This window comes from uncultured Lamprocystis sp. (genome assembly GCF_903933125.1).
Classification (GTDB): Bacteria; Pseudomonadota; Gammaproteobacteria; order Chromatiales; family Chromatiaceae; genus Thiodictyon.
Genome location: NZ_CAIZIZ010000310.1, coordinates 108,960 through 126,616 on the forward strand (window position 1 = coordinate 108,960; position 17,657 = coordinate 126,616).

At 66.4% G+C, this 17,657-nt stretch carries 10 protein-coding genes; 2 read left to right on the plus strand and 8 right to left on the minus strand.

Annotation, left to right across the window (positions count from 1 at the left end):
* The first annotated feature begins 46 nt into the window (after nucleotides 1-46).
* On the plus strand, nucleotides 47-2,479 hold the full coding sequence (locus QZY03_RS16035) for a hypothetical protein (protein ID WP_295582769.1): 2,433 nt from the start codon (nucleotides 47-49) through the stop codon (nucleotides 2,477-2,479).
* Nucleotides 2,480-2,546: 67 nt separating this feature from the next.
* Nucleotides 2,547-5,552 (plus strand): DUF1998 domain-containing protein, encoded by a 3,006-nt coding sequence (locus QZY03_RS16040; protein WP_295582771.1) that lies wholly within the window; start codon nucleotides 2,547-2,549, stop codon nucleotides 5,550-5,552.
* 278 nt (nucleotides 5,553-5,830) lie between these two features.
* On the opposite strand, the gene QZY03_RS16045 is transcribed toward QZY03_RS16040, so the two are convergent.
* The 8 genes from QZY03_RS16045 to QZY03_RS16080 all read right to left on the minus strand — a co-directional run bounded on the left by QZY03_RS16045 (nucleotide 5,831) and on the right by QZY03_RS16080 (nucleotide 17,548).
* Nucleotides 5,831-8,476 (minus strand): glycosyltransferase family 2 protein, encoded by a 2,646-nt coding sequence (locus tag QZY03_RS16045; protein WP_295582773.1) that lies wholly within the window; start codon nucleotides 8,474-8,476, stop codon nucleotides 5,831-5,833.
* A 186-nt stretch (nucleotides 8,477-8,662) separates the two neighbouring features.
* Nucleotides 8,663-9,817, minus strand: a complete 1,155-nt coding sequence (locus tag QZY03_RS16050; RefSeq protein ID WP_295582775.1) for a calcium-binding protein — start codon at nucleotides 9,815-9,817, stop codon at nucleotides 8,663-8,665.
* A 695-nt stretch (nucleotides 9,818-10,512) separates the two neighbouring features.
* Complete coding sequence (locus QZY03_RS16055) at nucleotides 10,513-11,004, minus strand: hypothetical protein (RefSeq protein WP_295582777.1); 492 nt, start codon at nucleotides 11,002-11,004, stop codon at nucleotides 10,513-10,515.
* Nucleotides 11,005-11,016: 12 nt separating this feature from the next.
* Entirely contained in the window at nucleotides 11,017-12,789 is a 1,773-nt protein-coding gene (locus QZY03_RS16060; protein WP_295582780.1) for an Hsp70 family protein, read from the minus strand.
* A 252-nt stretch (nucleotides 12,790-13,041) separates the two neighbouring features.
* Nucleotides 13,042-13,725, minus strand: coding sequence for a nucleotide exchange factor GrpE (locus QZY03_RS16065; RefSeq protein ID WP_295582782.1), 684 nt, complete (start codon nucleotides 13,723-13,725; stop codon nucleotides 13,042-13,044).
* Complete coding sequence (locus QZY03_RS16070; RefSeq protein WP_295582783.1) at nucleotides 13,725-14,018, minus strand: molecular chaperone DnaJ; 294 nt, start codon at nucleotides 14,016-14,018, stop codon at nucleotides 13,725-13,727. The genes QZY03_RS16065 and QZY03_RS16070 overlap by 1 nt, the downstream gene beginning before the upstream one ends.
* Nucleotides 14,019-14,028: 10 nt before the next feature.
* Complete coding sequence (locus tag QZY03_RS16075) at nucleotides 14,029-16,644, minus strand: hypothetical protein (RefSeq protein ID WP_295582785.1); 2,616 nt, start codon at nucleotides 16,642-16,644, stop codon at nucleotides 14,029-14,031.
* Between the two features lie 91 nt (nucleotides 16,645-16,735).
* Nucleotides 16,736-17,548, minus strand: a complete 813-nt coding sequence (locus QZY03_RS16080; protein ID WP_295582787.1) for an efflux RND transporter periplasmic adaptor subunit — start codon at nucleotides 17,546-17,548, stop codon at nucleotides 16,736-16,738.
* Nucleotides 17,549-17,657: the final 109 nt, after the last annotated feature.

Genomic DNA, 17,657 nt, shown 5'->3' on the forward strand with positions numbered 1-17,657 from the left:
GGAGTCGACCCCCGCCGGTATCAGTTGAGGAGCCAGACCAGGGACCATGCCCAGACGCACACTCTTGATTGGTTACGGCGGATTCGGTCTGGACGCCATGCAGCGGCTGCTGCACCAATCCGCACTGCGCGGCGTGCTGCGGTGGCGCGAGACCCAGACCGGCGGGGTCGCCTCGGCCCAGCGTCAGCTCGAAGACCTGGGTTTGCTGGCGCTGCCCGATCCGTTCGACGGCGCGGCCGGCAGCGGCGCCCAGGCCGCGGCCGGTGCGCCCCAGTTTCTGACCGATCTCTACCGCCAGATCAAGCTGCTGCCGGCCGATGCGCCGACCGTCGAGGCCGGAGTCGCGCACTGGGTGCGGCGCGCGGCCGATGCGCTCATGGCCCAGGGCGCATTCGATCAGGGCGACCCGGTGGGGCTTGACCTGATCGTCCTGGCGCGTCCGACCGTCCCCGAGACCATCGCGCATCTGGATATCCTGCTCCAGGACATCTTGAAGACACTCGCTGATTCGCGCTTTTTCCAGGTCGCGGTGCAGGGGGCGGAGAATCTCAACTGCATCCTGGTGCTGGACTTCGATGACTACTGGCAGGGCGCCGGCGCGCCGGAGGCGGTGACCAATGCCGAGGGGCTGCGCGCGGCCTTGCGCAATTCCATGCTGGGCTGGGAGCGTCGGCAGGCCCAGCGGCTGGCGGCGGTCGACCGCTGTTATCTGGTGGACGGCCGCACGGCGATGGGTCATCGCCCGCCGCCGGTGCGGCTCGATGAGGTGGTGCTGTTTCTCGAACTGCTGTTGTTCGAGGGGCTGCGCGCCGCCAAGCAGGGGCTCTACCAGCAGCAGTCACTGGCTCAGCCGATCACCGCCACTTTTGGTATCCGCCTCCTGGAGGAAAGCACCCTGGTGCTGAGTCGCGAGGCGGCGGCGACCTTCGGGCGGCGCTGGCTGGATGCCCTGATCGGCGACCAGGAGCAGTGTCCGGATCGCGCCGCCCGGCGCGTGCACGAGACCCTCGAGCCCTATCGCCGCCGGACCATCGAGCAGCGCATCGACGATGCGCGTCTGGAACAGTTGTTCCAGACCGGCGGCCTCCAGTTGACTCAGGCCCTGATGGCGGTACCGGACCGGCAGGCGGCGGACTGGCCGGAACGCCTCCAGGCCGTTTTCGAGCGTGAGCGCCAAGCCCTGGCGCAGACGCTGGATCGCGCCGGCTGGGAGATCGTCAGCGCGCTCAAGAAGGCGCACTTTCAGGACCTGGATCAGCAGGTCGCGGCGGCGGTCGAGGCGGACCTGCATGACGCGCGCGCCCCGGCTTCGCTGCGGCTGGTGCGCGAGGCGATCGACGGCCTGCGCGATGAACGCCGCCTGGGGGCGGATGGACTGCTCCCGGCGGCCGAGGTCGACGCCGATCCGTTGCGGCGCCTGCGACTGCTGCACCGGCGCTACCGCGACCAGTATGACCAATGGCTGGCCCGTCAGGGCCGCGCGCTGCAATGGTTCTGGCCGCTGTTCGCGCTCCTGCTTGCGCTTGGCCTGGCGCCCCTGTCGGTGCAAGTGGCCGGTCAGCTCAAACCGCCCGGTCCGGCCTGGCTGGGCGGCTGGCTCGATCAGGCGGTGACCACGTTGCATACGGTCAACCAGCCGCTGCTCTGGACGCTGGTATGGCTGCCGCTCCTGTGGGTACTGTTGGCGCTGCTGATTCAACCGCTGATCACCGCCCGCATCGCGCGCGCCCAGCGCTTTTTCACCAGCGCCGAGCGCGGACGCTTCCATGACCATATCCGCGACCTGCTGGCGCCCCTGCGCGAATCCTTGCTGGAGCGCGTGCGCCGCAACATCCGCTCCAGTCTCGCCAACGATGTGCAGAAAACGCTGAGCCGCATCGGCGAGCGGCTCGCCGAACGCGGGCGGGAGATGGACTGGCTGCGCCGTCAGCTCAACGAGTTCTTGCGCCTCAGCAGCCAGCCGACCACCGCGGTGCGCAAGTGGGTCAGCCGCGCGGGCGCGCTGGACACCATGCTGGAGGCTAATCCGCCGATCCGCGACCGCATCTGCTATCGACAGGACGTCTTGCCCCGACCCTTTGCCGGCTGGAACGCGCACTTTTGCGATGCCTTTCTCGATCCGCTGCGCTTCATCGATAGCCTGAGCAAACCCTATGCGGACGGCTATGAGCATGCCGAGCAGCGGCGCGATGCTGGTGAGGATCTGCCGCTACGTCGTCGCGAACTGATCGACTTCATCGACCATAGCCGGCTGGCGCCGGCCTGCCGCTTCATGCAGGACACCGGTGTCACCGATGCGCAGCGCTGGTGCATCACCGCGCAGCGCTGGCGTGCCGTACCGGGCATGGTCGAAGAACTGAACAACCGGCTCGGAATCATCGCCGAGGACATCATCCCGGCCCGCGATCACGCGCGGGTCTATCTGTTGGTGCTGCAAACCGGGGTGGCGGCGGCGAACCTGGAGCGGGAGCAGGCATGAGTTCAGCAGTGCGGTGGTCGGCAGGTGTGCCGCCCGGCGGGATGCGGCATCTACGGGGGCGGGGCCAATGAGTCAGATCGCCGTGCTTCCGGTTTGGCTGATCCCTGCCGCGGCCTTCGCCGTCGCGCTGGGCCTGGCATTCGCGCTCAATGCCCTGGTCATCGCGCGGCGGCCGGACCGGGACAGTGGTGCGCTCTGGACCAGTGTCCTGGTCTGGTGCGGCGGCCTGCTGGCCCTGTCGCTGCTCTATGCCTGGACGCTCCAATGGACCGAGTTGGCCTGGTGGTTCAAGGGCTGGCATCCCCTGTTCGACGAGACCGGGCTCAAGGTCGATCTGCCGGGGCTGCCCGCCCTGGTGCTGCCGGTCCCGACGCCCCTGGGCGCGGACGGGCAGCGGCTGGCGCATCCCGAGTGGTGGGCGCTCGCCATGCCATTCGCCGTCTGGTTTGCCGTGGTTCTGATCCGGCTCCTGCTGCCCGCGACGCAACGCGGACCGGAGCAGCCGCGCCCCGGCGGCTGGCTGGCTGGTTCCGCCGGGTTCGCGGACGCGCGGCACTGGGTCGGGTATGCCCTGGCCACACCACTGTTGCTCTTGCTGGCCTGGAGTGCCGACCAACTCGGCGAAGGGCCAATCCAGGCGCGCGCCGCGCTCTGGGGGATCCTGGCCGTCCTCGCCGTCACCCTCATCGTCATCGCCTTCAGCCGCGGCCGGGCGGATGCCGCAGCGACCGCGACCGCGCCGGCGCCTGAAACCGACGCTGACGACTGGGTGGACGCGCTACGCCGCCGCGGCTTCGCCGTCACGCCACTCGCCCGGCTCGAGCCCAGTCTGGAGGGGGTCCAGACCCAGGACCCCGATGCCTGCGCACTGCTCGATCAATGGCCCTTCCTGCGCGAGCGCCAGGTGGCCCCGGAGTTGGTCGAGGCCGTCGCCGATCTGTTCGGCGCCGGCGTCGGCCGGCGTCGCTATGGGCTGGATCGGCTGATCCTGGCCCCGGACGATGCCGGCCAGTTGGAGGCCCTGGCCGCGGCCATCCGGCTCACTTACCTGCGTCTGGAACTGGTCACCCTGGTGATCTGTCCGCGCGGTGCGACCGCGCTCGCCGAGCGTCTTGCGCCCTGGCTGCCAGGCCGCGAGCTGATCCATCTGCCGCGGGCCAATGCCCCTATCGATACCACGGCCATGGTCTGGGTACTCACGGCCGGCACCCTGTCGGATCAGTTGGCAGACCTCTCCGATCATCCGCTGCTGCTCAACCGCATCGGTCTCATCGCCTGGTGGGATTTGGACGCCTATTCCGGTGTCATGGCCGCCAACTTCTGGGCCGTCTCCCATCGTCTGCACCGGCTGATCAAGGGCAAGGGCCATCAGGAGACCCGCTCACTCACCTTCGCCCGTTATCACCAGAGCCACGAGGCCAATTTCGCCGCCTTCGCCTCGCAGACGCTGCCCTATGATTACCAGGCCGAGGATCGGGTCGTGGTCGCCCAGCGCCGCCGCCATCCGCTCTGCATCCATTTGCTGGAGCCGACGGCCGACCTCAAACCCGCGGACCTGGTCGCACAGGACCACGGGGACCCCAGCCTGCTGGCCGCCCGGACCTCGGTGGAAGCCGGCTGGCGCACCCGTTTCGAGCCACCGCCGGGCCTGGACTTGATCAAAACCGCGGATTTCCTGCAACAGCGGATCGACGGGCGTCGTCTGGCGCAGTGGCTACCGCCGGGGCCGGCCGACGCCGGGGCGCGGATCATGGAGGTGCGTGCCGAGGACGTGCTCTCGCTCGGTCATCTGCTCTCCCAGGGCGGGCGCTGTCTGGAGTATTTGCCGGCCCACCATGTCGGTGTGTTCCTGCCGCCGGGGAACCCCTATGTGCGCCGGCTGCTGCTGCGCCTGGAGCGGGACCCGGCGGCCTTCTTCCGCCAGGTGCGCCGGCTGGTCCCCGGTGTGCCGCAGCCGGCGATCGTGCGCCGTCATCTGCTGCTGGCCTTGCGTGAGATGGAAGCGGTGGCCAACGGCTTGCTCACCACCTTCCAATGGCGCGACAGTATTCTCGACCCGGTCCTGGAAGACCTGGCCAATCATCACCAGATCGAGCGCCGCGACGTGCATTTTCTCGACCACGACAACCGGCTCAAGGTCGATACCGGCTATACCAGTTCGGTCGCGGAATATCGCCCCGGTCCGCTGGACACCGTCGGCGATCAGTTGGTCTCGATCATCCTGCGCGAGGCCGGTGAAGCCGAAGAACTGCTGCTGCGTATCGACCCGGAGCGGGCAACCATCGTCGCCTATCCACGGCGCGTCTTTCAGGTCAAGGGGCAGACCTTTCGCATCAACGCCTGGCCCAGCACCGATGCGCAGGAGATCAAGCGTCGCGGCGTACTCTACTGCACCCGCACCGATGACCCGGTGCTGACCTGGCGGGTGAGTGAACCGCGGCTGCGCCGCACGCTGGTCGATCCCAGCCAGAATCAGGCCTTCTTCGCCCACAACACACTCAATAAGGTCGTCATCCAGACCCAGTACGCGGAGGAGGTCAGCGGCCTCATCGAGATCCGGCGCGAAGGCCAATACGATGCACATTCAGGCGCGCCGCGTCAGAGCGAGACCGACTGGGGCGAACCCATCGAGAGCCTGACCTTCCCGACCAAGGGGCTGATGCTGCGCTTTCTCGAAGAAGACCTGGCCGAGCGCACCGCCGCCCTGCATTCAATCGCGCTGGCCTTGAGCCAGGTTTTGGCGGTGCATGTCGGCGTCGAAGAGGACGCCGTGCGCGTTATGGCGGCGGAGAACCTCAAAGTCGGCCGCCGCCGCGAATCGGGCCTGGTCATCCTTGACCTCTATCCGCACGGCATCGGCCTGATCGATGCCCTGAATGATGACGACGCCCTGTTGCGCCGCATGCTGGAACACACCCGCGACTGGCTCGCCGAATGTCCCTGCGCCAGCGAAGCCGGTTGCCCGCTCTGTCTGCAATCACCGCCGTCCATCGCCGCGACCCGCTATTCAGTCGATCGTCATTTGAGTCGGCGGGAGGCGGTGGAGGTGTTGCGGCAGGTGTTGGGGGATTGAGTCAGCGTCCGTAAATGAACGCGAATACGATGCTTGGGGCCTTGATCAGTCGGCTATGCTTGGCCCCACATCATCCGACAGGTCACGACAGGACAAGGGTCAGGTCTCCCATTGTGGATCCTTGCAACCGCCGCTGACGTTACGCAGCATAACGAAATCTTATCGCAAGGAATCAATAAATAGCCGATTTAGAGCCTTCCTACCTGATATACAGGCAGACCCTTGGTGTAGGGGCGGGTTTAAAACCCGCCCCTACGTCCGGTTATCACGTCCGATGGCTATATGTGTTCCACGGCTGCTAGTGTGGCATACGGGTGTTCGTGTATCTCAAACGCTGGATTGTAATACGGGTCACGAAGCAGCCTTTGCGCTTGATCAGCGCTTCCGCCATCGCGATGAATCGGGGTGTGTCGGTTGTACAGATGTGCAATCTCCCGATCGAGCCGGCTGCGCTGCGTTCCGCGCTGGTCCGGCCCGCGGGTCGCGGATGCGAAGTGGCGTAGCCGGGCGTGCGGGGTCCACAGGTTTCGGTAACCCGCCGCAGTCAGCCGCAGACAAAAGTCCACATCGTTGAAGGCGACCCCCAGGTTGACCATCTCAAACCCCCCGACTTGATCGAACACTTGACGCCGACAGACGAGACAGGCGCCGGTGACCGCACTCAGATTTTGCGTGAGCGCGGCACGCATCATATACCCGGCGCGGTCCGTCGGCAGGCCGGTGAACGCATGTTCGGCGGCGCCGTGCACGCCGAGGATGACGCCGCCATGCTGAATGGTACCGTCAGGAAATAAGAGCTTGGCGCCGACCGCGCCGATGTCGGGGCGGCAGGCGTGGCCGACGAGTTCGGTCAGCCAATCGGGCGTGAGCACTTCAGTGTCGTTGTTGAGGAAGCACAGCACCTCGCCGTGGGCGCGGGCGGCGGCGAGGTTGTTGATCGCCGACCAGTTGAATGCGCCGCTGTATTGCAGGACCTGGACCTTTGGCTGGTCGGCGACCGTGCGGAGATAGTCGCGGGCGATGGGGTCGGTGGTGTCGTGATCGACGAGCAGGATCTCAAAGTCGGGGTACGCGGTGCGGTTCCGGATGCTCTCGATACAGGTCCGCAACAGCTCCGGGGCGTCGCGCGTGGGGATAATGATGGAGACCTTTGGCGCGAGGTGCGGGAGTTGCCAGCGCAGGCGGGCGGCGAGTGTGCGCGGCGCGCGCGCGATCTCGGGGTTGGCGGCGTACAGTGCCTCATCGAGTTCGGCGGTGGCAGGGGCGCGGGTGCGCGTCAGGTGATCCTGCAGGACGGTCAGGGCGCGGGTGAGGCCCGATTCGTCGGCAGGGGGGCCGGGGTCCGCCGCGATGCGATGGGTCAGGACCCGGGCGATGTGCAGCCAGTCGTGCGGTGCGAGCCGCTCGATCGCGCGCAGCAGCAGGTCGTACTGCCAGACGCCCTCGGGTTCGTCCGCGAGGTCGGGGACCAAGATCGCGAGTAAGGTCCGATCCAGACAGAAGGCGCCGATATAGGGGGTGGATAGCAGGAGGTCCGGATTGAAATCGGGCCGCAGCTCTGGGTCGCGATGAGCGCCGGCCGCGTCGATCCGGTCGCTGTCCGCGTAGAGGATTTTGGCGTCGGTGTGTACCGCACCGTGCACGATCCAAGCCAGTGCCTCCGGGGCGAGTGCCTCGCCGGGTGCGAGCAGTAGCAGGCGGGTATTGGGTGATTCGCGTAGAACGGCGCGCAGGACTGCCGGGCTCGGCTGTGACCGCGCGTCGATCCAGTGCACTCCCCCGTACCGAGCGGACCGGGCCAGGACTTCGTAGGCCTGATCCGGCTGGGAGCGATTGAAGATCAGGTACTGATGTCCGTCCTGCGCTTGTCCGACCAGCGACTCCAGAACGTGTTCGAATTGAGGGAGTGTGGTATCGGCCGTGAGCGGTACGACCACGCTGATCCGCGGCAACACCAGTTCCGGGGTGGCCGTAGTCTCCGGCGGAGGGGCCAGGCGATGGACTTCGTCGTACCAGAGATCGTAGTCGGCGAGTGCGTAGGCGGTGCGCCGACGCCGGGCCGGCATCTGTTCGCGCAGTTCGTGCAGGGTCTGTTCGAGACGGTTGAGCCGACGGACGAGTGCAGCGTCGGACCGATCGGCGTCGTCCGCGCGGTAGCTTAAGGGGTAGCCGGCGATCAGTGTGCGTCCGGAATCCTGGTCGAGCAGGTCCAGGCGGTGGGTCTCGCGCCAGGGTGACGCCAACGTGTCCTTGCGCAGGATGACCTGGAAGCCGTGACGGGTGTCGGCGCCGAGGCCATCAAGGTCCGGGCGCGGGTCGTCGGCCACGGCCGTTCCGGCGGGGACACCGTTGACTTCGAACCGGAGGCGCAGGATTCGGCTCGGATCGGCGGTGTCGATCGCCCAGCCGGTGACGCGGCGGCCGTCAATGAAATCGATGGTGCCTCTCAGGGTGCCGGCCGGGGATGAGGTCTGGACGGGCAGGCCGTTGCCTTCAAACAACTGAGCGCTTGGAAGTTGTCCCTGCCGCAGGCCGGACATGACGGCAGTCAGCGGATCACTCCAGCCCGCGAGTTTGCCGGGTGCGTGTTTCAAAATCCGATCGAGCAGCCGGTCGTGGGCCGCGGGATCGGCCAGGTCGGTGCGCAACAGCGCCAAGGGGCGCGGGTGCAGGCGAGGGGTCTTGAACAGCAGGGTGCCCGCCGCATCGCTGATCGTCAGCGACACCGGGTCAGCTAAGGGGTCGCCGGTCAGAGCCAGGAAGGCCGCGACCGAATCGGAAACCGGGACGCCCAGATAGGGTTTGGGCAATGGTTGCCCGGAAAGCGCCAGGTCGAGTTGTTTCGCCAGACGGCCCGCGTGGTGCCACACGACCAGACGCAGGGCCGCGTGTCCATAGACTTCAGCAAATTGTGTGACATCCATCACGCCACCTTAATACCGATCCTTTGCGTGCGGCGTCACAGGCACGCGAGCTATTGACCTGCCTCGATTGCGCGCGACGCCGCTGTGCAGATTCGGGATTCGTTCGCCATTCCCGCCAGTTGTAAACAGGCCGCGGCGGTGTGCACCGCCGCGGCCTTTTCTAAGCCCTACCACGTAGGCCGGGGATCAGCTAATGGTCCACACATCGTCATCATCAACATCCTTGAAGGTGTTGTAGTTGACGTTTTTCAGCAAGACCATTTCCCCGTTGTCCGACTTGATCAGGACGTCGGCGACCGCCTTGGTGACGTTGTAATTCCCGGCGCTGGAGAGGTCGACCGTATCGCCCCAGCCGAGACTCGTAACGACATCCGAACCGTCGCCATCATTCCAGACGAATCTGTCGGCTCCGTAGGTGCCCACATCGATCTGGTCGTTGCCGGCCCCGCCCTGGATGGTGTCGTTGCCGGCCCCGCCCTGGATGGTGTCGTTGCCGGCCCCGCCCTGAATGGTGTCGTTGCCGTCGCCGCCGATGATGCGGTCATTTCCGCTGCCGCCGTCAATGGTGTCGCTACCAGCGCCGCCGTCGATGGTGTCGTTGCCGGCACCCCCGAAGATCCAGTCGTTACCCGCGTTACCGTACACCTGGTCGTTGCCGTCGCCGCCGTCGATAGTGTCGTTGCCAACGCCGACGTAGATCGTATCGTTCCCGCCGCCGCCGGAAATGCTGTCGTTGCCGTCGCCGGCACTGATGGTATCGTTGCCGTCGCCGCCCTGGATGGTGTCGTTGCCAACGCCGGCGAAGATCGTGTCGTCCCCGCTGCCGCCGTCGAGCATGTCATTGCCTAGGTTGCCGTAGACCGTGTCATTGCCGTCGGAGGCAAGGATGGTGTCTTTACCGGCCCCGCCGCTGATGGAATTGGCCCCTCTGTTACCCAGGATGACGTTGTCTCCTGAGTTACCGGCGAGGGTACGGGCACCATTAATCATGATGGCATCGTCATCACCTGCCTTCATGGTGTAACCTTTGGCTTCGCTGACGATCAACCGATCGGCACCGGAGTCATAAATCTTGACGCCAACCCCCCGGCTGGGGGGGTTGGTTGTAGTCGATCGGTCCAACCTCTTGGCGAAACTGGAAGAGGTCGTTTGGGTTGAGGTTGAACTGCTCAGGGTTGCCCTGAATTGCTGAAGGGACTGACGCGAAACCTGCCATCGTGAAGACTCCGTAACTGTTAGCGTGCTAAATCGAGGGCTCAGGTCGGTCCGTGCCGGCGCGTACTCCGGTACATAGCGGTGAGCCGCTTTCGCTGTGATGAAAATCCAGTGATACTCAGCCATCACAAAGGTGCAATGACGCCTTTGTCACTGGAGCATTTCTTCTTCGATCGTTTTTCTTGTGTTCCCTGACCAGGGTAAGGCCGCGGCGCTCGATACTATCGTTGAATTGTTATCGAGGCTTTACAATCCCATGGCGATTTGCTGAACTTTTTCATGCAATTTCGCACGAGATGTGACCTTGATCACAATATTTCCCGAATCTCACAAGCGGGTCAATCCCTCTTTTCGTTTGGGCTCTTTTACCGAGTGGCGAGCGATATGGCTGCTCAAACGTGTAATTTTTGTGTCCTACGCGACGACCTCGCGTGCCAACGCAGGTTCAAGAGAGGTTTATAAAACCTTGTTTATAAATATAAAACAGTCTATTCCTGAATCGGGCAGTCAACGTTCAACGCGGAATTTGCCGCGGATTATCGTGTCGGCTGGTTTACCCGCGGGGTGAGCGCCGGCCCTGCGTCAGCGCGCAGGATATTGTTTAACAAAACTTAACAGTTGATTGCGGGCCGCTGACCGCTGTTCCATGATCGAAAATTCGGTCGCAGGCGGGTCGCGTCGCTCTAGCCGCAAGACGCCCGCGGTCTCGGGTCGGCAATCGTATCCAGTTTGACTCCGTGCTCGTCGGCGCCGACATCCGGGTCGGCAGGGTTTGCCGACGAAGGCGAAGACCGGGTCGCGCCGGGGGAAGACCCGTGGGTTCAGGAGTCGTCGTCGAACGGTGTCTCTCTGTAAAAGTCGCGCATCGCTATCGCTTTGAAGACCCTTGGCGCCTTGGCGTGAGCCATTCCGGTCTGAGCCAAGCCGGTGCGGCGGATGCGCTCGCGTGGGCGCAAGTCGCCACCAGTGTCCTCAGCGCATCCTACGAACTCACTCCAGTGCACGACGCCCGGGCTCTGGTCGGCGCGCTGATCAAGGCCGCATGGTTGATCATCCGGTGCTTGCTGATCGGGCGGCGTAGTCCGGCTGAACGCCAGCAGATGTCCGATGAATGGCTCAGTGCTCAAGCGGCTGGCCTGGGTCAGGGTGTCAATGGCCGCCGGGATCGCACCCGCCGCCAGTTGGGCGACGGCGCGGGCGGCCAGGGTCTCGACCGCTCGCTCGACCGCGAGCAGGGTGGTCAAGTCCATCCCGCAGCGGCGGCAGGTCGCTCCGCCATCCCAGCGGGCACGGCAGTTGGGGCAGCGCTCCATCAGGTATCGCCTCTAGGATTCCAGGTAGTAGATCAGGTCGGCGAGTTGCGCCACGGCCTTGTCCAGGGCTTCGCCATGGTCGTTCGCCAGGGCGTCCTTGACCGCCTCGATCCCGTCCACCAGATCGTCCCGGTCTTCGGCGTTGGCCCCATCAAGCAGGCGCTCGGCCTTTTCCACCAGAGCGCGGGCGGCGACGATCTCACGCCGCTCGCCGACGGCCGCGTCGGCATCGCCAGCCGCGTCGGTGGCCGTTGCCGCGCCCTCGTCCGGCTCATAGCCGTCGATGAGCGCGGACAGGCGCTCGCGGGCGGCGGCCAATTCATCGCTGGCAAAACGGGTGGTGGCGTTGTCGATGGTGGTGCGCGCCTCGAGCCCGGTCCGCTTTTCGCGTGAGCTGACATGCAGGATGCCGTTCACGTCCAGTGAGAAGGTGGTGATAAGGATATTGCCGGCCGGCACATCGGAGAGTCCGTCGATGTTGAATGACCCGATCTCGGTATTATTGAGCGCGTCCGGGTCCTCACCTTGGTAGACACTGACGATAATTTTGCGCTGACCGTCATGAGAGGTTTCAAAGGCCTCGCTCTTGGTGACCGGGATGGGGGTGTTCTTGCGAATCAGCGGAATATAGGTGTAGGGGTACATCTCGCCATTCAGTTCGGAGATGGCGCTGGTGCCGAAGGTGTAGGGCGTCACATCGACCAGCACGCTCGCGACCTGCGCCCCGGCGATCACCGCGCCCTGAATGGCGGCACCGGTGGCGACGCACAGATCCGGGTCGACCTCGCTGCGCGGCTGCATCCGCAGTTCCTCTTCCAGACGGCGCTGCACCAGCGGGGTGCGGGTCGCGCCGCCCACCAGCAGGACTTCGTCCAGACCCACGACTGTGAGCCCGGCGCCCTTGACGGCGATGTGCACGGCTTCGAGGGTTTCGGCGATGTACGGGGCGATCATTTCCTCGTAGTCGTCGCGCGAGAGTTCCAGCGAGAGATGCACCGGCGCCCCGGCGTGCTCCAGCAGATACTCCTCCTGAATCAGGGCGAAGGGGGCATCGGAGAGGGTGATCTTGGCGGTCTCGGCGGCGCGCATCAGCCGGGCCATGGCGGTGCGGTTGCCGCTCGGGTCATGGCCCTGGGACTTGAGGTGCGCGACCAGGTGGTCGACGATGCGGGCGTCGAAGTCGTCGCCGCCCAACTGATTGTTGCCGTGGCTCGCCAGGACTTCGGTCACGTCCTTGGCGACACGCACCACCGAGCAGTCGAAGGTGCCGCCGCCCAGGTCATAGACCAGGATGGTCTTGCCTTGCGCGTGGTCCACTTCGTAAGCCAGTGCGGCGGCGGTCGGTTCGTTGATGATGCGCACCACCTCGAGCCCGGCCAACTCGCCGGCGTCGCGGGTTGCCTGACGCTGGGCGTCGGAGAAATAAGCCGGGACCGTGATCACCGCCTTGGTGACGGCCTGGCCCAGGTCTTTCTCGGCGGCCTGCTTGAGGCGCTTGAGGATCAGTGCCGAGATCTCCTGGGGGGTATAGGACTGGGCACCCATGGCGACCTTGGTGTCCTCGCCCATGCGCCGCTTGATCGAACGGACGGTGCGCTCCGGGTAGAGGACGTACTGGTTGCGGGCGGTTTGGCCGACCAGCAGCGCGCCGTCGTCCGCCAGTCCGACGACCGAGGGCAGCAGCTTGGCCCCGTCGACTTCGATGATGCGGGTCTGTCCGCCTTCAACTACCGCGACTTCCGAGTTGGTGGTGCCGAGGTCGATGCCGATGATGATGTCGTTCATGGTGTTCCCTGTCGGAGTATTAGGTGTATGGGTGTTGGATGGCGGGTCTGGGTGGTCAGGCGCGCCTTGGATCTGGTTTTTTGGCGATTCCCTGGAATAAAGATCCCGAAGGCGCACGCCTGCAAGATCCGTCGATGCCTGTAGGGGCGATTTAAATCGCCCCTACCTGTCGGTCGATCTTTTCCCGACCATCGCATGATCCGCTGTGGGTATAGTGCCGTGCCGGGGGTCGGCGATGTCGGCAGGTTCCGTCTATGGCGGACTGGTCAGCCGGTTGACGACGACCTCCGCCGGGCGCAGCAGGCGTTCGCCTTGACTGAAGCCGCGGCGGACCTCGGCGAGGACCAGTCCGTCGGCCTGTGTCGGGTCCGCGGCGGCCTCGGCGGCATACATGGTCAGGGGGTCGAAACGCAGGCCCATGACCCGCAGCGGCAGCGCGCCGCGGCGGGCCAGGGTGTCGTCGAGCCGCTGGAGGTTCATGGCGAGTCCTTCGGCCATGCCGATGACAAAGGTGTGCGCCTTGCCGCGTCGGGATAGCCAGCCGGGGTAGTAGCGGCGCGCCTGGTCGTAGCCGGCTTGTAGTCGGTCGCGCAGGTCCAGCAGTTCGAGCAGCAGGTCGCGCTCGGCGGCCTGTCGGGCGCGCCGCTCGGCTTCGACCCGTTGCGCCTCGCCCGCTTCGAGCCGTGTCTGGGCCTGGCGCACCAGGTCGAAGGCCTCGCGGAATTGGTCCAGGGCGCTTTTGACCTGGCGCGATTCGAGTTTGACCTCGTTCTTGAGCGCGGCAACCTCCGCCAGCAAGGTGAAGAGGTCGGGGGCCGGTTCGGTGTCCGTGTTCTGGTCGGCCGAGGCCGCGACCCCGTCCAGATAGTCGGCAAAGCGGGTGAGCAGTTGCTCGCGGATGGCCGGGTCCAGGGCCGGTTCCGGGGTTGGGTCCATCAGGCGCCCCCGCGCAGAAGTGCGTTGAACTGTTCGCGGTCCGGTCGGCGCGGTGCACCGACAGGTTCGGCCTGGTCGAGGATGTCGGCCAGCATGGGCGGCGTCTGGTCGAACAGGGCCTGGGCCAGGCGCGCGCGGCGGGTGCGCAGCGCCTCGTAGGCGGCGCGCAGCGACTCGAAACGGCGCGCGTCGCGCTCCGGTGGGCAGGCTTTGACCGCCGCCAGATAGGCGGCGTGCACCGCGTCGTCATCGGCGTCCGGTGTGATGCCAAGGGTAAGATAAGGGTCGCTCATCGCGGACTCGCTAGAAGAGGTCGAATTGTTCGGGGTCGTCGTCGTCGTCCGGCGTCTTTGGGGCGTCCGACTGACCGGTGGGTTTGCCCGGCTTGCGGCCCGGCCGCGACGGCTTGGGGGCTGGGCCGGGCGCCGGCAAGAAGCCTGGCGGGAACCCGCCCATCAGATCGGGCAGGTGATCGCCCAGCATGGTGATCAGGACACTGATCACGGCCTCGTGTCCGAGCCGGCGTTCGATGTCCTTGAATGTGGCTCGCTCCTTGGCGCTGAGGCCGGCCGCCTGCAGCACGCCGTCCACCCCGACGACCTCGATGAAGACGCGCAGGGCGTCGTTCAGGTCGCCCCCCAGCGGGTTGAAGCCCATTTCATCCTCGTCCTCATCCTCGTCGTCGTCGAACGGGAAGAAGGGGCCGCGGCCGAAGTGCCCGAACGGCGAAAACTCGGCCAGGCACTCGCCGATCCGGTGGGCGGTCCGCTGGTCACCGCTCTCCTGAGCGCGTTCCCCGGCTTCCGCGAGCCGGTCGATTTCGCGGGTGGCGGGATGGCCGCGACGCCCGGCCCGGCCGGCTTCGAAGCGATGCAGCTCAAAGACCGGCACACCTGGCCAACGCTTGAGCGCGGCCTCGGCGAAGGCGAGTCGCGCTTGCTCCAGCTCGGCTCGGCGCAGCGTTTCGCAGGCGCTCTCGGACTCCGCTTGGCTGAGCGGGAAGCGGGCAGCGGCACTCAACGGCTTTTCAAGCAACCGACGCAGCTCGGGCGCGAGCCCCGCGCCCGCTTCCTCATCCAAGTGGGTGCGCAGCCGACCCAGTACAGCGGTCAGATCGGCCTGATCCGCCACCGCGGCTTTGCCCAAACCCGCGGTCTTGAGCAGCCCGGCGGCCGGGCGTCCGATGGCGGTGCCCTCCAGTGCGAGCGCCAAAGCGGCGGCCATACCGCCGCCCATGGTCTGGACCTGAGTGCGCAGGACGGCCGCCCCCTGTGCCGGGTCGGCCTGGAGGTCGAGCAGCCCGTTCAGCAGGGCGCGGCGCTCGCGCAGCCGCCCGCTCCGATCCCAGGCGGGTTCCCACTCGGCCGCCTGCTCGAGTTCTTTGCGTGCCAGGTCAAGGCGACGGGCCTTGAGCTGTTTGCGGGCATGAGCCAGGTGCGACTTGACCAGGCGCTCACGGGCGCCGGTGTTGATCGGGTCCAGGGCCAGGATTTCACGGGCATAACGCGCCGCTTTCTTGTGCGCGTCCGCGGCCAGTGCGGCATCCATGGCCGCGGTCAGCAGGCCGACATCCGCGGGGAAGCGCGCGAGGCCAAGGTCGAGCAGGCGGCGGGCGGACTTCAGGTCGGGGCCGCGCAGATAGAAACGCACCAGACGCTCGTAGCTGTCGCGGTCATCCGGGTCGAAGTGGAGGCTCGATTCGACCGCTTCCGCCAGGGACGCCGTCGGCACAAAGGGATCATCGTCGGGCACGAGATGCGAGAGCAGATCCCGGTGACTGTCGACCCGGCGCAGGACCAGGGCGACGCGCAGGGCGTCATCGGTACCCGGCTCCGGGATGCGGTTCTTGATCAGATGCTGCGCGTAGGCGTCCCAGGCGTCGAGATCGTTCCCCGAGCGCTCGTTTTGCTCGGCACGCCAGGCGGCAATCAGCAGGCGCTCCTCCGCGGACAGTTGCGGCCCGCCGCTGTCTTTGATCCAGCCGGCGCTCTTGGGAAAACCGGCGACCAGCAGGCGCAGCCCCTGACGGCGCGCCCAGGTTTCCCCCAGCAGGGTCCGGTGACGATGCAGCAGACGCAGCAGGGTCTTGGGTTCGAGGTTCCCGGCCCGCCGCGCTTCGTCCCAGATCGCCTGGCGCTGCTCGCTCCAGCCGGCCAGGGTCATGGCGAAGCGGCGGGTTGTCTCCCCGGCATCCGCCAGCCGCTCGGTCAAGGTCTGCGGCGGACCCAGCGCGAACTCGCAGGCGCGCCGCAACGGGGCGAACCCGGACGCATCGTCAACGCGGGCGAGCAGTTCGAGCGCTTCGTGCGACGCCGCGGGGGGCCGCTGCAGCGCTTTGAGAATCTGAGCCAGATCGCGGTAGGGGGAGCGGAAGGGGATGGCGGCGAGTGCGGCGCGCAGGGCTTCGTCATCGCCCGCGCAGTAGGCGTCCAGGGCCTGAGTCGCGGCCACCCCCTGAACCAGGATCGGATCATCGGCAGCCAGACCCGCGGCCACCTCGGCTTTGCCCGCCAGATAATGGGCGGCCAACTGTGAGCGCAGCGCGGTTAAGGCCGCGGGGTCCAGCCGATCGCCGGCGAGGACGCCGAGGGCCACCGCCTGACTGATCCGGCCAAGACGCAGCAGCAGCGTAAGATAGTCCAGTTCGGCAGGGAGTTCCGGTGCGATCTGCGTCCGGTTCTCCCAGACGGTCAGGGCCTCCTTGGTCATTCCCTTGGCCGTCAGTTCCCGCGCCCGCCCGGCGTAGGCGCCGGCCAGTGTCTGCCGCCATTCCGGGCGGTTCTCGATCTTGAGCAGATCCTTGCAGGTACTGATGGCCTCGCGATAGCGGCCCGCGGCGATCTGGCCTTGGGCCGCGGTCAGCAAGTCATCGGGCGTCAGCGCCTTGGGCGCCGCTACGACCTTGTGTGGCTTCTTCATGGGATATATCGGGGCCGGACCTTGCCCAGCGAGTGTGGTGGCGATGGAAGTTCAGGGTGTCGTTAGTCGATCGAGCACGGGCAGCGGCGTTTCAGGGCGCGACGATCTGCGCCGTTTCCGACGGACGCAGAAATTCGTTGGGACGGCGCTCGAAGATCGCGTCCAGATAGTATACAGCGCCTTCCCGCTCCACCCGTACGGCCTGAACGCCCAAGCTATAGATGCGGGCCTCACGCAGGGCGCCGTTGACCCGCACCTTGACCGCCTGACCCGGCTGAAAACTCCGCAAAACGTTGATCGGGACCAAGGCGCGGGCGAGCATCCGGTCGTCCGGGGCGAACAGGATCAGGGGCTCCTGCTGCAGTGTCTTGTAGATCACGGCCCCGTTCCAGGCATTGCGCGCCACGACGATGCCGTCGAAGGGGGCGCGCAGCTCGGTATGTTCCAGCGCGACGGCGGCGGCGGCCTCGGTGGCGGCGGCGGCTTGCTCCTGCGCGTTGGCCGCCGCCTGGGCAAGCTCCGCGTCCTTGAGTTCTTCGCTGGCGATCAGGCCCCGGTCGAACAGCTCCTTGGCGCGGGCGAGCGCCCGGGCGGCGTCCTCGACCTCCACCAGCGACCGGGCGACGCGGGCGCGCGCCTCCAGCACCCGGGCCTGGGCCTCGCGCTGGTCCATACGCAGGAGCAGGGCGCCCTTGCCGACGTGCTGTCCGGCGCTGACCGCGACCTCCTGCACCAAGCCGTTCTCCAGGACGCGCATCTGCACCTCATGGACCCACTCCAGCCAGCCTTTCAACTCAATGGCCGCCTGGGTCTGGGCGACGCCGGATAGCAGGAGGGCGCCGAGGATCAGCCGGGCCAGCCGTCGGCGTTCACAGCAGTTCCAAACTTGGGTGGCCGCCGCCAAAAAGCGTGTCGGCAACGTGGCCGATGGTGGATGCGCTGCGCTTATCCACCCTACGAAACCGGCTCCGTTGTAGGGTGGATAAGGCGCGCCGCTCGGTGGCAGGGACTCG

What these genes read in the sequence shown, in the direction of transcription:
- QZY03_RS16035 (WP_295582769.1), top strand. Translation starts at nt 47, where the DNA reads ATGCCCAGACGCACACTCTTGATTGGTTACGGCGGATTCGGTCTGGAC.
- QZY03_RS16040 (WP_295582771.1), top strand. Translation starts at nt 2,547, where the DNA reads ATGAGTCAGATCGCCGTGCTTCCGGTTTGGCTGATCCCTGCCGCGGCC.
- QZY03_RS16045 (WP_295582773.1), bottom strand. Translation starts at nt 8,476, where the DNA reads ATGGATGTCACACAATTTGCTGAAGTCTATGGACACGCGGCCCTGCGT.
- QZY03_RS16050 (WP_295582775.1), bottom strand. Translation starts at nt 9,817, where the DNA reads ATGGCTGAGTATCACTGGATTTTCATCACAGCGAAAGCGGCTCACCGC.
- QZY03_RS16055 (WP_295582777.1), bottom strand. Translation starts at nt 11,004, where the DNA reads ATGGAGCGCTGCCCCAACTGCCGTGCCCGCTGGGATGGCGGAGCGACC.
- QZY03_RS16060 (WP_295582780.1), bottom strand. Translation starts at nt 12,789, where the DNA reads ATGAACGACATCATCATCGGCATCGACCTCGGCACCACCAACTCGGAA.
- QZY03_RS16065 (WP_295582782.1), bottom strand. Translation starts at nt 13,725, where the DNA reads ATGGACCCAACCCCGGAACCGGCCCTGGACCCGGCCATCCGCGAGCAA.
- QZY03_RS16070 (WP_295582783.1), bottom strand. Translation starts at nt 14,018, where the DNA reads ATGAGCGACCCTTATCTTACCCTTGGCATCACACCGGACGCCGATGAC.
- QZY03_RS16075 (WP_295582785.1), bottom strand. Translation starts at nt 16,644, where the DNA reads ATGAAGAAGCCACACAAGGTCGTAGCGGCGCCCAAGGCGCTGACGCCC.